Source organism: Mycobacterium sp. Aquia_216 (assembly GCF_026723865.1).
Classification (GTDB): Bacteria; Actinomycetota; Actinomycetes; order Mycobacteriales; family Mycobacteriaceae; genus Mycobacterium.
The window spans coordinates 521,149-540,636 of the sequence record NZ_CP113529.1; the positions used below are offsets into that span (position 1 = coordinate 521,149).

Genomic DNA, 19,488 nt, shown 5'->3' on the forward strand with positions numbered 1-19,488 from the left:
GCCTATGCGGCAATGATTTCCGCGCTAACCACAGCCGCGGTCCTGGTCGGGTGCTCCAGCAATGCCCCGACGCCCACGTCGTCCGGTGTCACCGTGCGGGTGGGGTACTTGACCCGAATCACCCACGCGTCCGCGCTCGTTGGCATCGACAACGGCGCGTTCGCCAGGAGCCTCGGGCCGGGGGTCAAGTTCGAGCCGCAGCCGTTCAGCCAAGGGACCGCGGAAACCACCGCGTTGCTGTCGGGCCAACTCGATGCCGCTTACATCGGCCCGAACCCTGCGTTCAACGCCTGGCAGAAGTCCAACGGCACCGCGATCAAGATCGTCTCCGGCTCCGCCGCGGGTGGGACCTCAATGGTCGTCAAGCCCGGCATCAACTCCGCGGCGGACCTGCGCGGCAAGACCGTCGCCGATCCCGCGCTCGGCGGCGCCCAGGATGTCAGCCTGCGCGAGTGGCTGCTGAAGAACGGCTTGAAAACAAACCCGCAAGGCGGCGGGGACGTCGCGATCAAACCGACGGCCCCCGAGTCGGCAATCATCCAACAGTTCATCAGCAATCAGATCGACGGTGCCCTCGAGTCTGCCCCCTACGATGTGCAGTTGGTCAACGCCGGCGGAGTGCGCCTCTGGTCGGACCCCAACACCATCACCATTTTGGTTGTCCGGCAAGAATTTCTGTCCGCGCATCCCGATGCCGTCGCGGGCCTGGTGCGCGGCCAGATCGAGGCCAATGACGCGATCCATGGCAATCCCGATGCGGCGGCCCGAGCGGCCAACGCCACCCTGACCAAGGCCTTGGGTAACGGGCTTGCACCCGAGGTGTTGAGCGCATCGTTCCAGGAGACGACGTTCACCAACGACCCGGGCGTGCAGTCTCTGAACGACCAGATTCGTAAGGGTGTCGCCGTGGGCTTGTTGCAGCCCCTCAACCTCGACGGCATTTTTGATTTCGGTCCGCTCAATCGCGAGCTTGCGGCGGCGGGTAAGCCGGCGGTAGCGGCGTGAATGGCGCAATGATTCTGGGTAGAGACGTGCCGAATCAATTTGCAGCCGGACCAGATTCGTCGCAGCCAGCCCTCGCAGTGCAGCTGGAGCGGGTAATCAAGCGCTACGGAAAAGGTCGGGGGTACATCGCTGCGCTGGGGCCACTGTCCCTGAGCGTACGGGCTGGGGAGTTCGTCTGTGTCGTCGGTGTTTCCGGCTGCGGCAAGAGCACATTGTTATCGCTGGTCGCCGGGCTCGACAAACCCTCGGGTGGATCGGTGGACACCGACGCGCACCGTATCGCGATGATGTTCCAAGCGCCCGCACTGTTCCCGTGGCTGACGGCCGCGGCCAACGTGGAGTTGGCCCTGCGAACGCGGGTGGGGCCGCGCCGGCAACGGCGTGAGCGTGCCCGCGAGATATTGGACACCGTTGGGCTGGCGGACTTCGCCGACAAACGGCCGCACCAATTGTCCGGCGGTATGCAGCAGCGGGTAGCGCTGGCGCGCGCCCTCGCACAAGACGCCGACGTGCTGCTCATGGACGAGCCGTTCGCCGCCCTGGATGCCCTGACCCGCGACCGACTGCAAGGCGAGTTGGAGCGAATTGTGTTGGACCGCAACCTGACAGTACTCTTTGTCACGCATAACGTGCGCGAGGCGGTGCGCCTCGCCGATCGTGTTGTCCTGTTGAGTGAACGGCCTGCAACGGTCCTCGAGGAATTCACCGTGGCGCTGCCCCGCCCGCGCGACATCAATACCGTGGCGGTGGCGCAACTTGCGGCACACATCACCGAGCGACTCAATCGAAGCGGAAGTGCTCAATGACAGCCGATCTGGGCGATGTCGTCCGGGCCGCGGAGCCGGGCGACGCCGGACCGGCTCACGGCGGACTTATGCACCGGTTCGCGGCCGCTCTTGGGCCGAAACTATTGGCAATTGCCGTGGTTCTTGCCGTCTGGGAGCTGATCGTCCTCAGCGGGTGGAAGCCTTCGTTCGTATTACCCGGCCCCGCCGCAGTTGCCGAAAACTTGTGGCATCAGCTGCGCGGCGTGCTGCTGTGGCAGGCTGTCGCAACGACGATGGGCCGCGCGGTGGTCGGCTTCGCCCTCGCTGCCCTGATCGGTTCCATGGCCGGGGCGCTCATCGCCCGAAACCGACTGCTGCGCACCGCCGTCGGTCCCCTGATCACCGGCCTGCAGACGATGCCCGCGATCGCGTGGTTTCCGTTCGCCATCATCTTCTTCGGCTTGAACACCTCGGCGATCCTGTTCGTCATCGTTATCGGCGCCGCTCCGTCCGTCGCGATCGGAGTGATCTCCGGTGTCGATCACATCTCGCCGCTGCTACTGCGGGCGGCGACAACACTGCAGCTGCGATCAATCGCCTTATACCGACACGTGATAGTGCCGGGCGCCCTGCCGATGTTCGTCGTCGGACTGAAGCAGGGCTGGGCTTTCGCGTGGCGCAGCTTGATGGCCGGTGAGCTCGTCGTCTTGGTCGCCAACACTTCCTCGATCGGCGTGCTGCTGGAGAACGCGCAGAATCTGACTGACATGCCTTCGGCGATCGCCATCATGACCGTGATCCTCGTGCTCGGCATCGTCGTCGATGCCGTTTTCAGCTTCGCGGACCTGCAGGTCCGGCGGCGGTGGGGTCTGCTGGGCGACCATGACGCCTGACGAGAACGGGGGGCGGACACCGTTTCGGCTGTGGGCGTTCGGTGATGCGCACGTGGGCACCGATAAGCACTACGGCCGTGACAGCTTGGCGGAAGCCATCATTCACTCCGAGCGCGGCGGCTCGGCTGGTGGGCCACCGTTCGAGTGGGATCTGGCCCTCGACGTCGGAGACATGTCGGGTGCCCACCACAGCCTGCCCGATGACAACGAGGGACGGGAAGTCTCCCGACAGTTTGGCGCGCTGCGCGGGCACCGCCGCGAGGACATCTACAGCGTGTGCGGCAATCACGACCGCAGCGGCCTGGACGAGCCCGAGGGTTGGTGGTGGCGCAAATGGATCGATCCGCTGGGCGAGCACACCGAGACCTCCGGCGTCGATCCGCAAGCGCGTCGCTTTCCGATCACGGGGTCCTGGGAGCGGTACTCGTTTCAGGTAGGCAATCTGCTCTTCCTGATGATGAGCGACCGTAACGAGCCGACCCAGCGGATCGGCCGCGGGACGCTGGGCGGAAATCCCGGCGGCGTGGTCAGCGGTGAGACCTACCAATGGTGGCGGGACATGGTGTTGCGACACCCCGATCTCAACGTCGTCTCGGTGCATCACTACGTCCTCAAGAACACGACCGTCGCTTCGGGTGAATGGGAAGGGGTTCGCAAGGGGGCCGACGGGCAATGGCACGAGCATTACCACCGGCCCTTCGCAGCAGGCACGCCGAACGGAGCGTCCTATCTCTACTGGGTCGATAGCCGGCCAGACTCCGCGCTATTCGAGAGCTTCCTCGCCGAACACCCTGGCCGCGTGGCGGTGTGGATCGCCGGACACACGCATACTCACCCCGACGACAACTACGGCGGCAAGACCCACATCGAACGACGCTGGGGAACGTGGTTCCTCAACGTCGCCTCGCTGAGCCGTCACCACATGCCGCTGACCACGCTGCCCATCAGCAGGTTGTTGACCTTCACACCGGGCAGCTGTCAAGCAAGCGTGCAGTGCTACCTACACACCGATCAGCACGCCTCCCAGGGTTGGTATCAGCCTGCGGAGCGGACAATCACCGTGCCCCGGCCCTTTCAGTGGCGCTGACTTACGCGCACACCGGCAGCGCAGTGGTCGCGCCGCGCTGATCGCTCCGAAAGCTCAGAGCGGGGCCTGATCCGTCAGATTGAGCATGACGTAGGCGAGGCAGAACAGGAAGTTGAGCACGAGCAGGATCATTCCGGCAAACATCAGTGAGCGGGTGCCCTGGCGCTGGAGTTGTTTGCGTTTCGCGTTGCGCTCGTCGCGCTTCAGCTGCGTCGCGATCAGCGCGAAATTGACATCGGTCACTTCCTCTTCGGAAACCGGCATGCCCGCAAGCATTTGCTGGAGGCGAACCGGCCCGGTGTCGACGCCCACGTCCGCGAATGATCGGCACATGCGCCGCGCGCGCCGCTCGCCGACGACCTGATATCGCATATGCAATCGGTGTGGCAGCTGTCCTGATTCGTCACCACGGGGATTCGACGCGGTCGTCACAAGCGGGAAGTCTAAACCCGTTGGGGCCATTTCGGGCACCTGACGCAGATTAAATTGGCCGCGTGAATTCGCCGGGTTCCGGTATGCCGCCGCGCATCCGGTCGGATGCCGGCAGGTCGAGATAGCGCTCGAGATTGCGGTGCATGTTGATCACCCGGCGCTCCTCGCCGGAGAGGACCAGGTGAGTGAACCCGGGTTGGTGCATGCCGCGTTGCAACCCCGGCAGCACCTGAATGTCTTGAGTGAGCACAACGCCGGGTTCGGCTTCCCCGGCGGACATCCGCACGTCCGTCGGTTTGGTGCGCGGTGCGCCCGGCGCCATCCGCGTCATCAGGAACATGACCAGCTCGCCGTGATCGGGATCCGGGCCGGGACGCGAGGACAGGATCGTCAAGTGGTCGGCGTTGGCCAAAAAGCTCATGTTCGGGAACACGTTGTACTGGTGCAGCCGGGTGACCCGGTCGGTGTCGGCCCACTCCAGGTCGACTCCCCGGCTGGCCGCGAAATCTCGGGTGCGTGCCGCGATCAGATCCTGGACCGTCTGTCCGGGTCGGCGTTCGTCGGCAGGGAAAGGGGTGCCCTCGGCGGCCCCCATCAGCGCACCCTGGGTGTAAACGTAAGCGTCCCAGACCTCTTCGTCGCTCAGCGCGCCCTCGAAGCGCGGGCTCGGAACGCCGTAGGGCTGGTCAGATTTGCCGGTATGGCCCCAAATCTGTTGTGGCGCGTGGATGTCGTCGACGCAACGCAGCAATTCCGGATGCAGGGTCTGGATGTGGTAGGTCTCGCTGTACCCGTCGGCGATCGTCTTCCAGTTCGCCGCGACCTCGACCGTGAGCGTCGCGTAGCAGCGGAAGTCCTCGAGCTGACACCAGGCGATATCATGGGGGACCGCCTCCAGGTACTCGATCAGCGGCATCGCGTCGACGTCGAGGTTGACGAAGACCAGTCCTTGCCAGCTTTCCACCTTGGCCGCCAGCAACGGAAAGTCGGACATGTGCAGCGCGCCGAAGCCTTTGCGATTGGGAACCCGCTTGAGCACGCCGGCCAGATCCCAGGCCCAACCGTGATAGCCGCATTTGAGCTCGCGCAATCCCGAACCCGAGCCGGTGCACAGCGAGTTGCCGCGATGGCGACAGGCATTCTGGAATGCGCGCAGCACGCCGTCGTCACCGCGGACGATCAGCACCCCGTATGGGCCGCAGCGGTATTCGAAGTAGTCGCCCGGCTGCGCGACGTGGTCGATCATGCAGGCCAGCTGCCAGACCTTGGGCCACATCCGCTCGATCTCCAGCGCCGCGAACGCCGCTGAGTAGTAGCGCTCGGCCGGCACCAAAGTCGGGCCCGGCAGCGGGGTGCCGATGGCGTCCTCGTCGCGGCTGCGCGTCGGGTTGCCCGCGGCTGCCTTCATGTGTGCGGGCCCTAGCGTGCTCCGCGCACCAAGCGCCCGGGCCGTGCTCCGGTGTCGACGTCTTTGCGGCGGGTCACGGTTCCGCTGACGATGGTCGCCGCGTATCCGCTGGCCCCCTGCAGAATCCGGTTGCCACCGGCGGGCAGGTCCCAGGCCATTGCGGCCGGGTGCAGCGTCAGCGCGTTCATGTCGATGACGTTGAGGTCGGCTTTCTTGCCGCGTTCGATGGTGCCGCGGTCGGTGAGGCCGAACAGGTGGGCGGTGTCATGCGATTGCTTGCGGATCACGTGTTCCAGCGACAGCTTCTCGCCGCGGTGCCGGTCGCGCGCCCAGTGTGTGAGCAGGAACGTGGGATAGGAAGCGTCGCAGATCATTCCGCAGTGCGCGCCGCCGTCGGACAGGCCCAGCACGCCGGCCGGGTGCAGCATCATCTCGCGGATCGCATCGTGGTTGCCGTCGGAGTAGTTGAACAGCGGCAGCATCAGCATCGCGGTCGCGTTCTGTTCGAGCATCAGGTCATACAGCGTGGACAACGGGTCTTCGCCGCGGGCTTGGGCGATGGCGGCCACGGTGCGGTCCGGGGTGGGCTCGTAGTCCGGCGGGTTGCCGAGAGCGTACAGCCGTTTCAGGGAGTGTTGCACCATCGCGAACATGCCGTCGAACAACAGGGTCGGGTCGGCGGGCAGGTCGTCTTCGGACAGGATGGCGGCCTTCACCGCGGGGTCGGCCAGCCGCTGCCCGAGTTCCTCGCGGCCGCACTCGGCCTTCAGCCGGCGATAGGTGGGCCGGTGGCTGAAGCCGTGGTGGCCCTGGAATCCGAACATCATGCCGAACGGGCGCGCCGCGATCTGGGGGTACAGTCGGGCGCCCTCGGCGTGCGCGTCCGCGGAGAGGTCCATCATTTCGCGCCACAATTTCGGATCGGCGTCCACCTGGATCAGCGCGAACGACACCGGCCGGTCGATCTCGCCGCTCAACCGGCGCATCCAGTCCAGTTCCTTTTTCGGGGCGACGATGTCCTCGCCCGCGGATCCCTGCGGGGCCAGCTCGAACACCGCCTGTCCCCCGGCCGCCATGGCCCGGCCGAGACCGAACAGTTCGTCCTCGGCGGCAAACGTGCCGGGCACCGGCTCGCCGTCCATCGCGCGGTGTCCCATCGTGCGCGACGTCGAAAAGCCGAGCGCCCCGGCTTCGATCGCTTCGGTGACCAGGCGGCCCATCGCCGCGATGTCCTCGGGCGTGGCCGGCTCATTGCGGGCGCCCCGCTCGCCCATCGCGTAGGCGCGAATGGCCCCGTGCGCCACCTGGCTACCCACGTCGACCGCGTAGTTCTGCTTGCCGATCGCGTCGAGGTACTCCGGATAGGTCTCCCAGTCCCAGGTGATGCCCTCGGTCAGCGCGGTGCCGGGGATGTCCTCTACACCCTCCATCAACTCGATCAACCACTGCTCACTACCCGGACGCACCGGGGCGAAGCCGACGCCGCAGTTGCCGGTCACGAGCGTCGTGACACCGTGGCCGCTGGACGGCTCCAGCAGGCTGTCCCAGCTGACCTGCCCGTCGTAGTGGGTGTGGATATCGACGAAACCGGGGGCCACCACATGCCCTGTCGCGTCGATGGTTTCGGCCGCTTCACCGCCCATCGCGGGATCGCTGGCACCGCGGCGCACCACGTCGACGATCTTGCCGTCTTTGATGGCGATGTCGGCCTGGTAACGCTCGGCACCCGTTCCGTCGACGACAGTGCCACCGGTGATTTTGAGGTCGAACACGAGTTTCCTCCGAGTCTTCCGGGGTCGCCATGGGCTGGCTGGCCGAAGCTGGTGGACACGAGACCGGGGAACGCCCGGCCTCGGCCGCCCATTACGCTACGCCCCGTACCGTAAATAGTGAAGCGCTTCCCGGCGATTGATCCAGTCGATGAGCCTTTCCAACAACGGGACCCGCGCCACCAGACAGGCTGGTGGCGGTCGGCCTCACCGCGGCTTATTCGGTGGAATTCAAGAGCATGTTCTGGGGCCGCATCCCCAGCGCCGTCGGGAAATCACAACTGCATCTGTTCGCCCAGGATGTCCCGCTGCTCTTCGTCGGTGGTCGCGTAAGCCGCGCTGGCTGCTTGCAGCGTCGCGGCGAGGGCCGTCGCGGCGTGCGCGATCGCTCCGCCCGCGCCGGCGCGGGCGCTCTCCGCCCTCGCCGCCGCGACATTGGTCCAACCGCAGACCGGGCCATGGGAATACCAGAGCGTCACGTGGTGGGGAAAGTAATCAAGGTAAGCCATTTGTATCCTCCTGAAGGTTCGGCGCTTCGTAACCGCAACGGCGTTCGCGCGCTACGGTTTTGACTCGCTAGTCCGGTCAAGGGTGCTACCCTCTCGCGTCTCTTTGCGTGCGGATGTTTCGGTGTCGACAGGCGCACGTTCGGCTATTGCCCCGCCCGCGGCGGCTTGTGCGTACGGGCCTGCATCGGCCTCGGCGGCGCCCGCCTTGTCGGCGGCCGCCCCCGTATCCGGCTTGACCGACGCCGAGTGACGCGCCGCCTTGCCGCCGCTGGAAACAGTTTGGCCTGAACCGCTCTGCCCGCTGGCCACCGTGGGCATGCCCCCGATGACGCCGGCCGGAGCGCCGCCACCCACCGGGTAGTCGCGCCGGCCACCCGACGCGGCCGGCACCTCACCCGCGTCCGCCGAGTCGCGCGATCCGCTGCCCGACGTGGACCGGCGCCCCGCACTGCTCTGGGCAGCGTCTCTGTTCACGGAGCTGCCCGACGCGCCGCCCGTGCCGGTGGGCGATGGCTGCACGCCGGCTGAGGGGCTGGTGGCCGGCGGAGCGGGCTGAAGCTTCGCATATAGCGCGTCCGCTCGCTTTTGTACCGCCTCGTATTCCGCCTTCTGCGTGTCCACCTGCGCACCGTTGTCCGCGGAAAAAAGCATCTGACTGGCTATAGCGCCAACGGCTGTGGAAAGCGCGATGGCCGCTACCGAGACCTGGAAGGCCTCCGATATCTCGGGGCCGATTTCAGGGATGAAATCAAGTGCTATGGCAATAGGTATGGCTACCTCGATCAGCTTCCTCGCGGTGGCGATGAGATTCCGCGTAATGATGAGCTGGTCCATCTCCGCTCGAAAGACATCCGCCATTTGGGCGTCCACTCTTGCCATGTCGCCCATAAGCGTTTGTAGTTGCACAACGGTCTCGGCATAGCTATCCGACGCGATACCAGTCCATTCGGATGTCGGCATGAGTTGTCGCACCGCAGCGCTGCCATTATTGAACTGCTCGGCCCCGTCGGTAAAGTCCTCCCCGACGTCGTTGGCAAGCCCGACGGTGAAGTTAAGACCCTGCAGGCAAGTGCCAGTTCTCTGAAGTATGACCGTCGTGGTCCCGAGCGTCTTGATGAGATCGTTTAAGCCAGAGTGTGTCATGGCAAGGTTTATGCCCTGGGGGACGAGAGAAAGCGTATCCAAGGCTGCGGCCCAATAGTTGCCACTTGCGAGGTCGCTGTAAATAGAGTAGCCAGTCGCGGCTAAACTCGCGATTAGAACGACTTCCTCGCCGGTGAAGGACGTTCCCTTGACAGTGAATTTCTTCGCGGCAAAGTCGGAGTACTTGTAAGCGGCCATGCCGCCGACGGCAATTGCGGCTGCACCCCCGGTCGCGAGACCCACTATCCCTTCGGTTGTCCAATCCCCGGGGACTGCGGCGACGGCCGATCCGACGTCGCTGTTGCTCCATTCACTCACTTGTTTTGACAGGGTCGTGAGGTATTCGGGTGAAACCACCAAATTTGCCATGAATTATTCCCAACTGCTCGGATCAACCGTCTGATGTCGAGTTCTGTAGCCGTGACCACCGGGTGTGGCGCTCCTGCGCCTCGTCAGTCCGGCTGATCTACAGATTCCGCATTGAAGCCTTGCGGCGCCGATACTTTGAGGGCACAGACGGGGAGCTGATCGTGGCTTACCTACTCCTCGCGTTACCCGCCTAGTTCGACGTGCCTCTTACGCTAACACCGGGTGTTTGGTGTCCTGTGCACTAATTTTTGGGCTTAGTAAAGACGCACGCCACGAAGACTTAATACTGGAGCCGTAGGTCGGGATATTGTGTCTTCGGCGCTCGTGGTTGGTGTCGAACAAGAGCGCATCGAAGAGTCGGCGAAACTCGTTGACCGCGAACGTGGTCAGGCCCGCGGGCCCGAGGCCAGCCCCAGGGGATGAGCGCGCCGGCATGCCGCACGGTTCGTAGTGGGCGAAGCTCGGCGCGATCCGGTCGATCATCATCGAGTACTCTGTCGACCACCGATCGGGGCCTACGCGGTGAACCGTGGTGACCGCAGCCAATTCGATTGGCTTCACAACCATCAAACGATGCGCGGTCACCGCTCTGACCAGCGCAGACATGCCCAGAACCGTCAGCCGCAATCTACGGCTGCAGTACTAGACCGTAGGGGAGTTACCGCCGGCGCCGTCCAACACTGTTCGCCGCCGCCAGGATGGTGCGACGGCTCGAGGGAAGGCCCCAGCCGCAGCGGCGTTCCCGTGCACCCGCGGCGCAAGCCTGCAGCATGTCAGTCTGATTGGACTAAGCCCGACTGTAGATCTTTTATTACCGAATCAAGTCGTTCTATAACCTCGGCGTTCAAACCCAGTGTCTCCAAAAGCTTCTCCCGCTCGGTGGCGAGGGCGCTGGTCGCCGCGGCGTTTGCATTCCGCAACGCCTCGTTGAGCCGCTGCTCCACCGTTTCGCTGCCCAGCCTCAGCAAGCCCGCTTCGATGTACACGTCAGCCAGCTTCTTGCTCCCATCCACTGTCACGCTGACGGTCTTGGTTTCGTCTGAGCCGCTGAAGAATGTGGTCTCCTGATATCGGTAATCATCCAATGCTGACTGAAGCCGATCCGCCTGCCGCAATAGCGCCCCACCCGGATGCTCATCAGCTATCTGTGGTTGCTCTGGTTGGTGGTTCGCCATCAGCTCGGACTCCTTTATCGGTAACGCGTTCTGGAGTGGTCGATTAGCCGACCGTGATCCGCTACCGAGCGTAACGCGACTCCGCACCCCGGTATGACGCTTTTTGTGGGGCCCCCGTGCAGAGCACCGTGGCCCATCGGTGTTATCCCCGCCAGCATCAAGACGCATCGGGTCGGCCCCGCGCGACTGGCAGCGCCTCCTTGTTCGCGGCGTCACCCGCAGGGCCAACCGCATCGAATTGGTCAGCGCCGCGATGGTTTCCGGGCCATCAAGTACTGGTCTGCACCGATCAGGGCGGCGAGACCTACGGCGTCACCGCGAACACGCCGCATCAGGAGGTCAACGCCTACTAGGGAGTTACCGATGGCGCATTGCCAATACGAGGGCCTGGAAGACGCCGCCTCCTTGATCATTGAACCTATTCCGACTCGGCGTCGTAGTCCGCATTGTGTGCATCGGTAGCCCCTATGAGTTGCGCACCCCAACAGCCCATGGATGAATTGCCTTCAGCGACTTAGTTCCACGCTGCGCGGCAGTACGGAAAGGACGGTGGGCCATGGAGCCCGCTGATCGCGATCGCGAGCCGGAGGACCGGCCCGCCGAAACACAGCCCAGTCGCTTCGGCGCACTGACCCGGCGCGGCGCACTGCTCGGGATGGGCGCGGTGGCCGGTGTGGCCGCCGTCGACATCGGTGGGTTTGCCTACGCGGGCGGGTGGCTGCGCCCCGACGCGCTGACCCCGCCGCGCTTCGCAGATCGGTTCGAACACGTCTTCGGCCGCCATGACGGGTTTCGGCGAAATCACGCCAAAGGGCTGAGCGCGACGGGATCGTTCGCGAGTACGGGGGCGGCCGCGGCTATCTGCCGGGCGGCGGTCTTCCAACCGGGAAACGTTGGGTTGGTCGGCCGATTTTCGCTGGGCGGTGGTCTGCCGGAACAGAGCGACAAGCCCGATACGGTCCGTGGCCTGGGATTGTTGTTCCAGCTGGCCAACGGGCAGCAGTGGCGCACCGCGATGGTCAATTTTCCGGTGTTCACCGATCGCACTCCGCAAGGCTTTTACGAGCGGTTGCTGGCGTCCAAACCCGTTGCCGCGACGGGCAAGCCCGATCCCCAGCAGATGGCCGCGTTTCTAGATCGGCACCCCGAGACAGTCGCGGCCATGAAAATCATCAAGCAGTCGCCGCCGAGCGCGGGGTTCGCGGACAGCACGTTTCACGGTCTGAATGCCTTTTACTTCACCAACGGCGCCGGGGCGACTGTCCCGGTGCGCTGGTCGGTGGTTCCGGAGCAAGCCGGCGGCCCGCCACTCCCACCGGCCTCGGTCGGCAAGGACTACTTATTCGACGACCTGATCCGTGCGGTAGCGCAGCGGCCGCTCACGTGGAAGCTCCTTCTCGCGATCGGTGAACCGGGCGATCCGACCAATGACGCCACCAAACCTTGGCCGCAATCGCGGCGGTCGATTGACGCCGGCACCATCACCATCACCGCGGTACAGACCGAGGAAGCCGGCAATGCACGCGACATCAACTTCGACCCGACCGTGCTACCCGACGGCATCACCGTGTCCGACGACCCGTTGCTGGCTGCACGGTCAGCCGTGTACGCGCGCTCGTTCACCCGCCGTGCCGAGGAACCCAAGTCGCCCAGCGAGGTCAACGTCCGCCGGGTGCTCTCATGACCGACGCGAAGGTCGAAACAGCGGGCACATCAGCGCGTTTCACGATCCTTTCCCGGATCCTGCACTGGACGATGGCGCCGATGGTCGTCGTGCAACTGCTCATTGGCGTGACCATGATCGCTTCGCTGAGCTATTACCCGCTGCTGTTGGCCATCCACCGGCCAATGGGTGTGTTAATCCTGATTTTCGCCGTGGTGCGGCTGGCGAATCGGCTCACCCACCGGCCGCCAGCGTTTTTGGCCACGATGAGCCGCGCCGAGCGGCGCATCGCGACTTGGTCGGAATACGCGCTCTATGCCTTGCTTCTGGTCCAGCCCGTGATCGGATGGGCCACGCTGTCGGCCGCCGGACTTTCGCTGACCCTGGTGGGGCCGGTCCGGTTACCCGGTATCGCACCGCGCAACCTCGATCTGTATGCGGTGCTACGAGAGTGCCACGGAGTTTTCGCCTTCCTGCTCTTCGCGGCATTCACCGCCCACATGTGCGCCGTCTTGTTTCACACGCTCGTGCTGCGGGACAAACTCATCGATCGAATGGCGCTGTGGCCCAGTAAGTCCGGTGCTGCGCACCAAGGTGATACACAGGTCGGTTCCTAGTGGATCTTGCGGTGACCGGAACGTGTTGCCTCCCAAATCAAGTCGCGTACCCATCCTGGTAGCAACGGGGTTACCCACCACGGCCGAGCTGGAGCTATCGTCGGGCGTATGCCCGATCCGCAGTCGTTGGCGACGTTTCTTCGGACCCGCCGCGATTTGCTGAAGCCCGCCGATGTCGGACTCGTCGAGGGCGAACGCCGGCGGGTGTCAGGCTTGCGCCGCGAGGAAGTCGCGATGCTCGCGGGAATCAGCTCCGAGTACTACCTGAGACTCGAGCAAGGTCGGGAGCGCCAACCATCCGACCAGGTGCTCGAAGGCTTGGCCAGTGCGCTACAGCTCAATGACGATGCGACCCACTACATGCGTAATCTGGCTCGCCCCGCGCCCCGTCGGCGACGGCGCGGCGCGGCGTCGGCTGAAAAATTCGATCCCGGATTGCAGACGCTGATCGACAATTGGCACCAGACCCCCGCGTACATACAGAACCGGCAGATGACCATCCTGGCCGCCAACGCGATGGCGTGCGCGCTGACGCCGTTCTTTGCCCCGGGCATCAACCACATGCGGTCGGTATTCCTGGAACCCGAACTGAACGCCTGGGTGCGTAATTGGGAAGAGGTCACTGCCATTCTGGTTTCTTCGCTGCGCTTCAACATCGCCGAAGAAAACTCCAATGATCCAGAACTGCAGTCGTTGATCGGCGAGCTCAGCATTGCCAGCCAACGGTTTCGGACCCTGTGGGCTCGCCAGGACGTCAAGCAGAAGACCACCGGGCCAGCCGTGTTCGACCACCCCCAGGTCGGCTTGCTTGAGTTGCGCTACCGCACCTTCGTGCTTCCCGAAACCAGGCAGGTACTCGTTACCTATTACGCCGCACCCGGCAGCACCGCCGAGGAGCGGCTGCGATTGCTCTCCACGCTCACCGGCCCGCGGACCTAGGCCCTTGACTACCGCATGCGTACTGACCGCGCAGCTAGGGCGGGATCGATGGACATCGCCGCGGAACGCGCACCGATCCACAAGGCGCAGCGGACTTTTCGCACGAGTACACGCCGACCGGCAGGTTCTCACCGTGACGCCGCAGCCGCGCCGGGGGAGGCGAACTCCATCCCGACTTCGAGCCGCAACCGGGCGCAGCAATGCCCGCGGCACGGCGGCAGGGCCTGGTCAACCGACCGTGGGCGGCGGTAGCGTCTGAACATGCTGTTCGCGGCCTTGCGCGACATGCAACGGCGAAGCCGACGGCTCGGCATCGCGGTGATAAGCACCGGACTGATCTTTGCGATGACGCTCGTCCTAACGGGGCGCGACCGGTATCGGCGAGCTGATCGGGCAAGACGAGTTGGCTAGCGACTGAGCCGGCTGCTGACGGCGCTGTCGAAGGTGACGCGAACGGTGTCGGCGCGCAGCCACCGCTGCGTGATGGACACCGGCCGCAAGGTGGCTTCGTCGACGTTGAGACTTTCGATGTACCAACCCAGGCTGGACTGCGGCGCGTCAAGTTGGTCGGCGACTTCACCTTCGAATATGTCGGAGCTGGCGTGTACCCATGACCGCCGCGGGAACAGCCCCGCATTCGTGAGGACCTCGTGCAGCGAGTCATTGGCCCGCATCGCCAACGTGAGGTCGGGAACCAATGCGGCAGGCACCCATTCGATTCCCCACGCGGCGGGCAAATCGTTGACGAAGGACAGCCGCACCAGGCGATGGCACGGATCCGAGGGGAGCAGTTGCAGTTTGGCGGCTATCTCCGCGGATGCCAGCCGCTGGGTACACGAGCGCACCACGCTTCGGGGAGACGCGCCGGCCGCACGCACCGTGGCGCTCCACGAGGGGGCGCGTTCCGCATCGATCGGATAGTCGATGCGGTGACTGGCGAAACTGCCGGCGCCGCGCACCCGGCGTATCACGTTGCGCGCGGTGAGGTATTGCAGCGCCGCGCGCGCGGTCGAGCGGGCGACGGTGAACCGTTGGGCGACCTCGTTCTCGCTCGGAACCCGTTGCCCGTCGTCGAAGCCGCGAATCTCTTCTTCCAGGATTCGGGCGATCGAACGGTACTTCGGGTCGTGCACCACAGCGCAGCCTAACGCCGCCCGGAATCTCCCGGTTTGCCGGAGACCGACGATCGCAGAGTTGTTCGGACAACCGCGATGAGATCGGCTGTCAACGTTCACCTTTCGTACACCTTCGCGAAGCCGTCGCGCCAGGGCTCGGCCAGACCGTTTCAGCAACGCCGGTACCCGAGGAGACGGACATGATCAGATTGGCCTGCCTGGACATGGCGGGCACCACAGTGCTCGACGACGGCGCCGTCGCGGATGCGTTCGACGCGTCCCTGTCGGCGTCGGGAGTATCCACCGGCAGCACCGATTATCGGGCGGCCATCCGCTACGTCCACAAGACGATGGGACAGTCGAAGATCGAGGTATTCCGGTCGATCTTCGATGGCGATCCGCACCGCGCCGAAGCGGCAAACAGTGCGTTCGAAGCGGCCTACCTCGACGCCATCGAGAGCAACCGCGTGGCACCGATTCCGCACGCCGCGGAGACCATCGAAAAGCTCCGCGGATCGGGCTGCGCCGTCGTGCTCACCACGGGCTTTGCCCCGACCACTCGCGACCACATCATCGCCGCCCTGGGGTGGGGCGAGCTGATCACACTAGCGTTGTCACCCGCCGACGCTGGCCGCGGACGTCCGTACCCGGACATGGTCCTCACGGCTTTGCTACGCACCGGCACCGACGCCGTCGGCCAGATCGCCGTCGCCGGCGACACCACGAGCGACCTGACGGCAGGTACCCGGGCCGGTGCGGCGATCGTTGCCGGCGTCCGGACCGGGGCACACAGTGACGCCGACTTCGCCACCGTGCCGCACACCCACGTGCTGGACTCGGTCGCCGACCTGGTCGCCTGCATCGACACTCATGACCGGGCGGTGTCGCGATGACCACGCCGAACACCGCCGGAGTGCGCGAGCGGCTCGACGATGCCCCGGTCAGCCGGTTTCACCTGAAAGCCGCCGTGACCGCCGGCATGGGATTCTTCACCGACTCCTACGACCTCAACGTCATCGGCACGGTGATCTTGTTGGTCAAACCCGAGTTTCATCTGTCGGCCGGCCAGGTCGGGGCGTTGACCAGCTCGACCCTGCTGGCGGTCGCGGTGGGCGCATTCCTGTTCGGGCGCCTCGGTGACCTGTTGGGCCGCCGGCGGGTGTACGGGCTGGAGGCGGTGCTGATGATCGTCGGTGCGCTCGCCTCGGCCTTCGCCCCGAACTTCATCAGCTTGCTCATCGCCCGCGTCGTCCTCGGCATCGGCATCGGCGGCGACTACCCGGCCTCCGGGGTGATCATGACCGAGTACGCCAACCGGCGAAATCGTGGTCGGCTGGTGGGATTGACCTTCCTGTTCTACGTCTTCGGACAGGTCGCCGCCTATGTCGTCGCGCTGATCATCGTCGGTCTGGGCACACCGCCGGGGCCGGCCTGGCGGCTGATCCTCGGCCTCGGGGCAATCCCGTCGTTGCTGGTGCTGTGGAACCGCCGGCACATGCCGGAATCCCCGCGATGGACCCTCGCGTCCACCGGCGATGCCGAGCAAGCGGCGCGCGATCTCAGCGTTTTCTCCGGCCGCGTGGTGGAGGCGGCCGATACCGACCGGGCGCCTGAATCGGTGACCCTGTGGAAAGCGCTGCGCTCCCGGTCATTTCAGCTCACGCTGCTGGGCACCGCCGGAAGCTGGTTGTTCTTCAACGTCGCCGTGTACGGGAACTCGGTGAGCCAGCCGCTGCTGATCAATAGCATTGCGCCCCATACCAGCATCGTGATGAACATCGCGATCAACGCCGCACTGGTGGTGTGTTTCAGCCTGGTGGCCGCACTCGTGGGCCTGGCCCTGCTGGACCGTATCGGCCGTAAACCGCTGCAGATCTCCGGATTCAGTCTCTCGGCGTTGTCGATGGTGCTGATCGCCGCGATACCGGGCCTGACGTCGACGGTGACGCCGTTTGCCGTGGTCTTCGGATTGTCGCTGTTCGGCATCGCCGTAGGACCCAACTACACGACAATGCTGCTGGCCGCGGAATCCTACCCAACCTCGATCCGCAGTACGGCACACGGGATTTCGGCTGGCACGGCCAAGGTTGGCGCCTTCCTCGGCGCCCTGATCACCCCGGTCGCCCTCGCCCACCTCGGCCTGCGGCCGACGGTGCTGATCGCCGGTGCGTGCTTTGTACTCGGCATCGTCGCGACGATGCTGCTCGCCGAGCCCAAGGGGACCAAGCTGGACGCCTTGGACCCCTTAGACACCGATGCCGCTGGGCGGAAACGGCGCGCGGGCAACCTCATCGCCCCGACGGGTTCTCAGCCGGTGTCGGCATGACGGCAGTCAACAGCGCCGTCGCCGCACGGTATGCGCGTTGGGACGGGGTCGGACGGCCAATCACCGTGGTGACGACCAGTGCGGCGACCGACCCCGGTCCCGGCCGGGTGCTGGTCGCGATCGATCTGGCCACCATCTGTGGAAGTGACCTGCACACCGTGCATGGACGCAGGGACGCCCCGCACCCGGGCATCCTCGGCCACGAACAGGTCGGCCATGTGGTGGCCATCGGTTCGGGCGCGCGTCCGCGGTATTCGACCGACGCCGAGGTGGCCATCGGCGACCGGGTCGTGTGGTCCATTACGGCGTCCTGCGGACGATGCCGCAATTGTGTGTGGGGCCTGGAACAGAAATGTCTGCATTTGAAGAAGTACGGTCACGAGGCGCTCGACAGCTCCTGGCCGCTCAACGGCGGCTTCGCCAGTCACTGCGTTTTGTTGCCGGGCACCACGATTGTCGAGGTACCCGACAGCGTGCCGGACACGGTCGCGGCACCCGCGTCGTGCGCCACCGCGACGGTCGCGGCCGTGCTCGACGCCGCCGAACTCGATCGACACCGGGATCCCACGCGAATCCTCATCACCGGCGCGGGCATGTTGGGAGTCACCGCGGCCGCGATGGCCGATGCGCTCGGTGCTTGGGTGGCCGTGTGCGATCCCGACCCGGCCCGACAGGAAACGGCATATAGCTTCGGTGCCGACCTCGTTGTCGGTGACGGCGAGGACGTGCCCCCGGTCGACGTGGCGCTGGAATTGTCGGGCAGCCCGACGGCAGTCGAAGTGTGCATCGCCAGTCTGGATGTCGGCGGCCGGGCCGTTCTCGCGGGGTCCGTGGCCGCCAGTAAGCCCATATCGATCGACCCCGAGTATCTGGTTCGCAATCTCATGACAATCACCGGTGTGCATAACTACCGCCCCCTGCATCTTCGGGCGGCCATCGATTTCCTGGCCGCTCACCATGACCGCTACCCCTTCGCCGAGCTGGTGGCGCCAGCGGCGGATCTGGATCACCTCGACGATGCGTTGCGCAGGGCAGCGACATCCCAATCGCTGCGCCAATCCGTTTGCCCCACATGGTGATTAGCCTGCATGCCGCCCGGGTGATCACCGGGTCCCCGGAACACGCGGACAACGACGAAGTCTTTGCGTCACGGTGGGTCACGATCGAAGACGGCCGCATCAGCGCCATCGGTACCGAGCCATCACCGCACGCGACGCGAGTCGACTTGCGACCATTGCAGCTCTGGCCGGCGTTCACCGACCTGCACGCGGATTCGTTGCCGCGGTTCGAATCTCCCCGGCCGGGGACGCTGATTCCGCTCGAGGCCGCATTGCAGGACTTCGCCACGGACGCCGTCGCCCACGGCGTCGTTCGTCCCTACCTGTGTATCTCGGTGGGGGAAGGGCCCGACACGGCCGACGGCTATCGTCGCGCGCACGCCGTGCTGAAAACCCTGCACCGCGTAGCCGGTGAGCTGGCGGTGCCAATGGCCGTCCATCTTCGGGTCGATGTCAGCGACCCAGAATCCGTCGATGGCACAGCCGAATTGCTGCGCCGGCATGGCCGGCGGATCGGGCTGCTGTCGGTGATGGATCACACCCCCGGTCAGGGGCAATACCAAACCGAACGGGCCTGGCGTCAGGCGATGGGCACTCGGCTGCGCATCGATGACGACGAGCTCAATCGCTGGCTGGCGACACTGCACCGGCATGCGACCGGAACCCCGTTGCGCCGCCGGCAGATCGCCCGGTTCGCCGCCGCACACGACACCGTCTTCGCCACGCACGATCCGGACAGCGAAAGCGCCGTCACCGAGGCGGCCGCGATGCGTGCCAGCATCTGCGAGTTCCCGCTGACCCTTGATGCCGCTGCCGCAGCCCGCCATAACGGACTCACGGTCGTGATGGGCGCACCTAACGCATGGCGAGGTTCCTCGCACTTGAGGAATCTGTCCGCCCGCGACGCGGTCGAAGCCGGTGTGGTGGATGTGCTCACTTCCGACTACCACAGCGGGTCACTGGTCCGGGCCGCGGTGGCCATCAGTGACGCGCGGGTGGCGTCTATCGACTCCGCGGTGGCTATGCTCACCACGCATCCGCGCCGGGTTGTCGCATCCTCGAGCTGCGACACCGGGGCGCTGGCGCCGGGCCAGCCTGCCGACCTGGTCGCGGTGCGCGCCGAGCCCATGGCTGCCGTCGTCGCGACGTGGTCGTCGGGCCGACAGGTTGGTGGGTCCGCACTTTGGTGATGTGCCGGAGGTCCGAGTCCTTC

19 protein-coding genes and 1 pseudogene are annotated in these 19,488 nt (G+C 65.3%); 12 read left to right on the forward strand and 8 right to left on the reverse strand.

Annotated elements, in window-relative coordinates; genetic code table 11:
• Window positions 1-12: 12 nt before the first annotated feature.
• The 4 genes from OK015_RS02470 (at window position 13) to OK015_RS02485 (ending at window position 3,752) form a co-directional block, all read left to right on the forward strand.
• Window positions 13-1,005, forward strand: a complete 993-nt coding sequence (locus OK015_RS02470) for an ABC transporter substrate-binding protein (protein ID WP_268128995.1) — start codon at window positions 13-15, stop codon at window positions 1,003-1,005.
• Window positions 1,006-1,082: 77 nt separating this feature from the next.
• On the forward strand, window positions 1,083-1,811 hold the full coding sequence (locus tag OK015_RS02475) for an ABC transporter ATP-binding protein (protein WP_326498540.1): 729 nt from the start codon (window positions 1,083-1,085) through the stop codon (window positions 1,809-1,811).
• Window positions 1,808-2,665, forward strand: coding sequence for an ABC transporter permease (locus tag OK015_RS02480; protein ID WP_268128998.1), 858 nt, complete (start codon window positions 1,808-1,810; stop codon window positions 2,663-2,665). Before OK015_RS02475 ends, OK015_RS02480 begins: the two co-directional genes overlap by 4 nt.
• Window positions 2,655-3,752 carry a metallophosphoesterase gene (locus OK015_RS02485; RefSeq protein WP_268128999.1) on the forward strand — a complete coding sequence of 366 codons (1,098 nt, stop codon included), beginning with the start codon at window positions 2,655-2,657 and terminating at the stop codon, window positions 3,750-3,752. The genes OK015_RS02480 and OK015_RS02485 overlap by 11 nt, the downstream gene beginning before the upstream one ends.
• Window positions 3,753-3,806: 54 nt before the next feature.
• Here OK015_RS02485 and OK015_RS02490 read toward each other — a convergent pair whose 3' ends face one another.
• From OK015_RS02490 to OK015_RS02520, 7 genes are all read right to left on the reverse strand, one after another.
• Window positions 3,807-4,184 carry a hypothetical protein gene (locus OK015_RS02490; protein WP_268129001.1) on the reverse strand — a complete coding sequence of 126 codons (378 nt, stop codon included), beginning with the start codon at window positions 4,182-4,184 and terminating at the stop codon, window positions 3,807-3,809.
• A gap of 49 nt (window positions 4,185-4,233) precedes the next feature.
• Window positions 4,234-5,592: an aromatic ring-hydroxylating oxygenase subunit alpha gene (locus OK015_RS02495; RefSeq protein ID WP_268129003.1), complete on the reverse strand. Its 1,359-nt coding sequence runs from the start codon at window positions 5,590-5,592 to the stop codon at window positions 4,234-4,236.
• Window positions 5,593-5,603: 11 nt separating this feature from the next.
• Entirely contained in the window at window positions 5,604-7,364 is a 1,761-nt protein-coding gene (locus OK015_RS02500) for an N-acyl-D-amino-acid deacylase family protein (RefSeq protein ID WP_268129005.1), read from the reverse strand.
• Window positions 7,365-7,636: 272 nt separating this feature from the next.
• On the reverse strand, window positions 7,637-7,870 hold the full coding sequence (locus OK015_RS02505; RefSeq protein ID WP_268129007.1) for a type VII secretion target: 234 nt from the start codon (window positions 7,868-7,870) through the stop codon (window positions 7,637-7,639).
• A gap of 51 nt (window positions 7,871-7,921) precedes the next feature.
• A complete protein-coding gene (locus OK015_RS02510; RefSeq protein ID WP_268129008.1) occupies window positions 7,922-9,382 on the reverse strand; it encodes an EspA/EspE family type VII secretion system effector in 1,461 nt (486 codons plus the stop codon).
• Between the two features lie 207 nt (window positions 9,383-9,589).
• Window positions 9,590-9,988: a hypothetical protein gene (locus OK015_RS02515; protein ID WP_268129010.1), complete on the reverse strand. Its 399-nt coding sequence runs from the start codon at window positions 9,986-9,988 to the stop codon at window positions 9,590-9,592.
• A gap of 167 nt (window positions 9,989-10,155) precedes the next feature.
• The gene (locus tag OK015_RS02520) at window positions 10,156-10,557 is read right to left on the reverse strand and encodes a YbaB/EbfC family nucleoid-associated protein (protein ID WP_268129012.1); all 402 of its coding nucleotides are present in this window, start codon (window positions 10,555-10,557) and stop codon (window positions 10,156-10,158) included.
• Window positions 10,558-11,113: 556 nt separating this feature from the next.
• On the opposite strand from OK015_RS02520, the gene OK015_RS02525 reads away from it, so the two are divergent.
• The 4 genes and pseudogenes from OK015_RS02525 to OK015_RS02540 form a co-directional block, all read left to right on the forward strand.
• A complete protein-coding gene (locus tag OK015_RS02525) occupies window positions 11,114-12,241 on the forward strand; it encodes a catalase family peroxidase (protein ID WP_326498513.1) in 1,128 nt (375 codons plus the stop codon).
• A complete protein-coding gene (locus OK015_RS02530) occupies window positions 12,238-12,837 on the forward strand; it encodes a cytochrome b (RefSeq protein ID WP_268129014.1) in 600 nt (199 codons plus the stop codon). Before OK015_RS02525 ends, OK015_RS02530 begins: the two co-directional genes overlap by 4 nt.
• A gap of 108 nt (window positions 12,838-12,945) precedes the next feature.
• Window positions 12,946-13,776 carry a helix-turn-helix domain-containing protein gene (locus OK015_RS02535; protein WP_268129016.1) on the forward strand — a complete coding sequence of 277 codons (831 nt, stop codon included), beginning with the start codon at window positions 12,946-12,948 and terminating at the stop codon, window positions 13,774-13,776.
• Window positions 13,777-14,037: 261 nt separating this feature from the next.
• Window positions 14,038-14,142, forward strand: a pseudogene (locus OK015_RS02540) (ABC transporter permease); the annotation flags it as partial.
• 41 nt (window positions 14,143-14,183) lie between these two features.
• Here OK015_RS02540 and OK015_RS02545 read toward each other — a convergent pair.
• The gene (locus OK015_RS02545) at window positions 14,184-14,909 is read right to left on the reverse strand and encodes a GntR family transcriptional regulator (protein ID WP_268129018.1); all 726 of its coding nucleotides are present in this window, start codon (window positions 14,907-14,909) and stop codon (window positions 14,184-14,186) included.
• Window positions 14,910-15,091: 182 nt separating this feature from the next.
• On the opposite strand from OK015_RS02545, the gene OK015_RS02550 reads away from it, so the two are divergent.
• Genes OK015_RS02550 through OK015_RS02565 form a run of 4 tightly spaced genes read left to right on the forward strand, consistent with a single transcriptional unit; the run spans window position 15,092 to window position 19,465 of the window.
• Complete coding sequence (locus OK015_RS02550) at window positions 15,092-15,784, forward strand: HAD family hydrolase (protein WP_268129019.1); 693 nt, start codon at window positions 15,092-15,094, stop codon at window positions 15,782-15,784.
• Window positions 15,781-17,217: an MFS transporter gene (locus OK015_RS02555; protein WP_268129020.1), complete on the forward strand. Its 1,437-nt coding sequence runs from the start codon at window positions 15,781-15,783 to the stop codon at window positions 17,215-17,217. Before OK015_RS02550 ends, OK015_RS02555 begins: the two co-directional genes overlap by 4 nt.
• A complete protein-coding gene (locus OK015_RS02560; protein WP_268129021.1) occupies window positions 17,214-18,296 on the forward strand; it encodes a zinc-binding dehydrogenase in 1,083 nt (360 codons plus the stop codon). The genes OK015_RS02555 and OK015_RS02560 overlap by 4 nt, the downstream gene beginning before the upstream one ends.
• A complete protein-coding gene (locus tag OK015_RS02565; protein WP_268129022.1) occupies window positions 18,290-19,465 on the forward strand; it encodes an alpha-D-ribose 1-methylphosphonate 5-triphosphate diphosphatase in 1,176 nt (391 codons plus the stop codon). Before OK015_RS02560 ends, OK015_RS02565 begins: the two co-directional genes overlap by 7 nt.
• Window positions 19,466-19,488 lie beyond the last annotated feature (23 nt).

What these genes read in the sequence shown, in the direction of transcription:
- OK015_RS02470 (WP_268128995.1), top strand. Translation starts at nt 13, where the DNA reads ATGATTTCCGCGCTAACCACAGCCGCGGTCCTGGTCGGGTGCTCCAGC.
- OK015_RS02480 (WP_268128998.1), top strand. Translation starts at nt 1,808, where the DNA reads ATGACAGCCGATCTGGGCGATGTCGTCCGGGCCGCGGAGCCGGGCGAC.
- OK015_RS02485 (WP_268128999.1), top strand. Translation starts at nt 2,655, where the DNA reads ATGACGCCTGACGAGAACGGGGGGCGGACACCGTTTCGGCTGTGGGCG.
- OK015_RS02495 (WP_268129003.1), bottom strand. Translation starts at nt 5,592, where the DNA reads ATGAAGGCAGCCGCGGGCAACCCGACGCGCAGCCGCGACGAGGACGCC.
- OK015_RS02505 (WP_268129007.1), bottom strand. Translation starts at nt 7,870, where the DNA reads ATGGCTTACCTTGATTACTTTCCCCACCACGTGACGCTCTGGTATTCC.
- OK015_RS02510 (WP_268129008.1), bottom strand. Translation starts at nt 9,382, where the DNA reads ATGGCAAATTTGGTGGTTTCACCCGAATACCTCACGACCCTGTCAAAA.
- OK015_RS02515 (WP_268129010.1), bottom strand. Translation starts at nt 9,988, where the DNA reads ATGTCTGCGCTGGTCAGAGCGGTGACCGCGCATCGTTTGATGGTTGTG.
- OK015_RS02520 (WP_268129012.1), bottom strand. Translation starts at nt 10,557, where the DNA reads ATGGCGAACCACCAACCAGAGCAACCACAGATAGCTGATGAGCATCCG.
- OK015_RS02525 (WP_326498513.1), top strand. Translation starts at nt 11,114, where the DNA reads ATGGAGCCCGCTGATCGCGATCGCGAGCCGGAGGACCGGCCCGCCGAA.
- OK015_RS02530 (WP_268129014.1), top strand. Translation starts at nt 12,238, where the DNA reads ATGACCGACGCGAAGGTCGAAACAGCGGGCACATCAGCGCGTTTCACG.
- OK015_RS02535 (WP_268129016.1), top strand. Translation starts at nt 12,946, where the DNA reads ATGCCCGATCCGCAGTCGTTGGCGACGTTTCTTCGGACCCGCCGCGAT.
- OK015_RS02550 (WP_268129019.1), top strand. Translation starts at nt 15,092, where the DNA reads ATGATCAGATTGGCCTGCCTGGACATGGCGGGCACCACAGTGCTCGAC.
- OK015_RS02555 (WP_268129020.1), top strand. Translation starts at nt 15,781, where the DNA reads ATGACCACGCCGAACACCGCCGGAGTGCGCGAGCGGCTCGACGATGCC.
- OK015_RS02560 (WP_268129021.1), top strand. Translation starts at nt 17,214, where the DNA reads ATGACGGCAGTCAACAGCGCCGTCGCCGCACGGTATGCGCGTTGGGAC.
- OK015_RS02565 (WP_268129022.1), top strand. Translation starts at nt 18,290, where the DNA reads ATGGTGATTAGCCTGCATGCCGCCCGGGTGATCACCGGGTCCCCGGAA.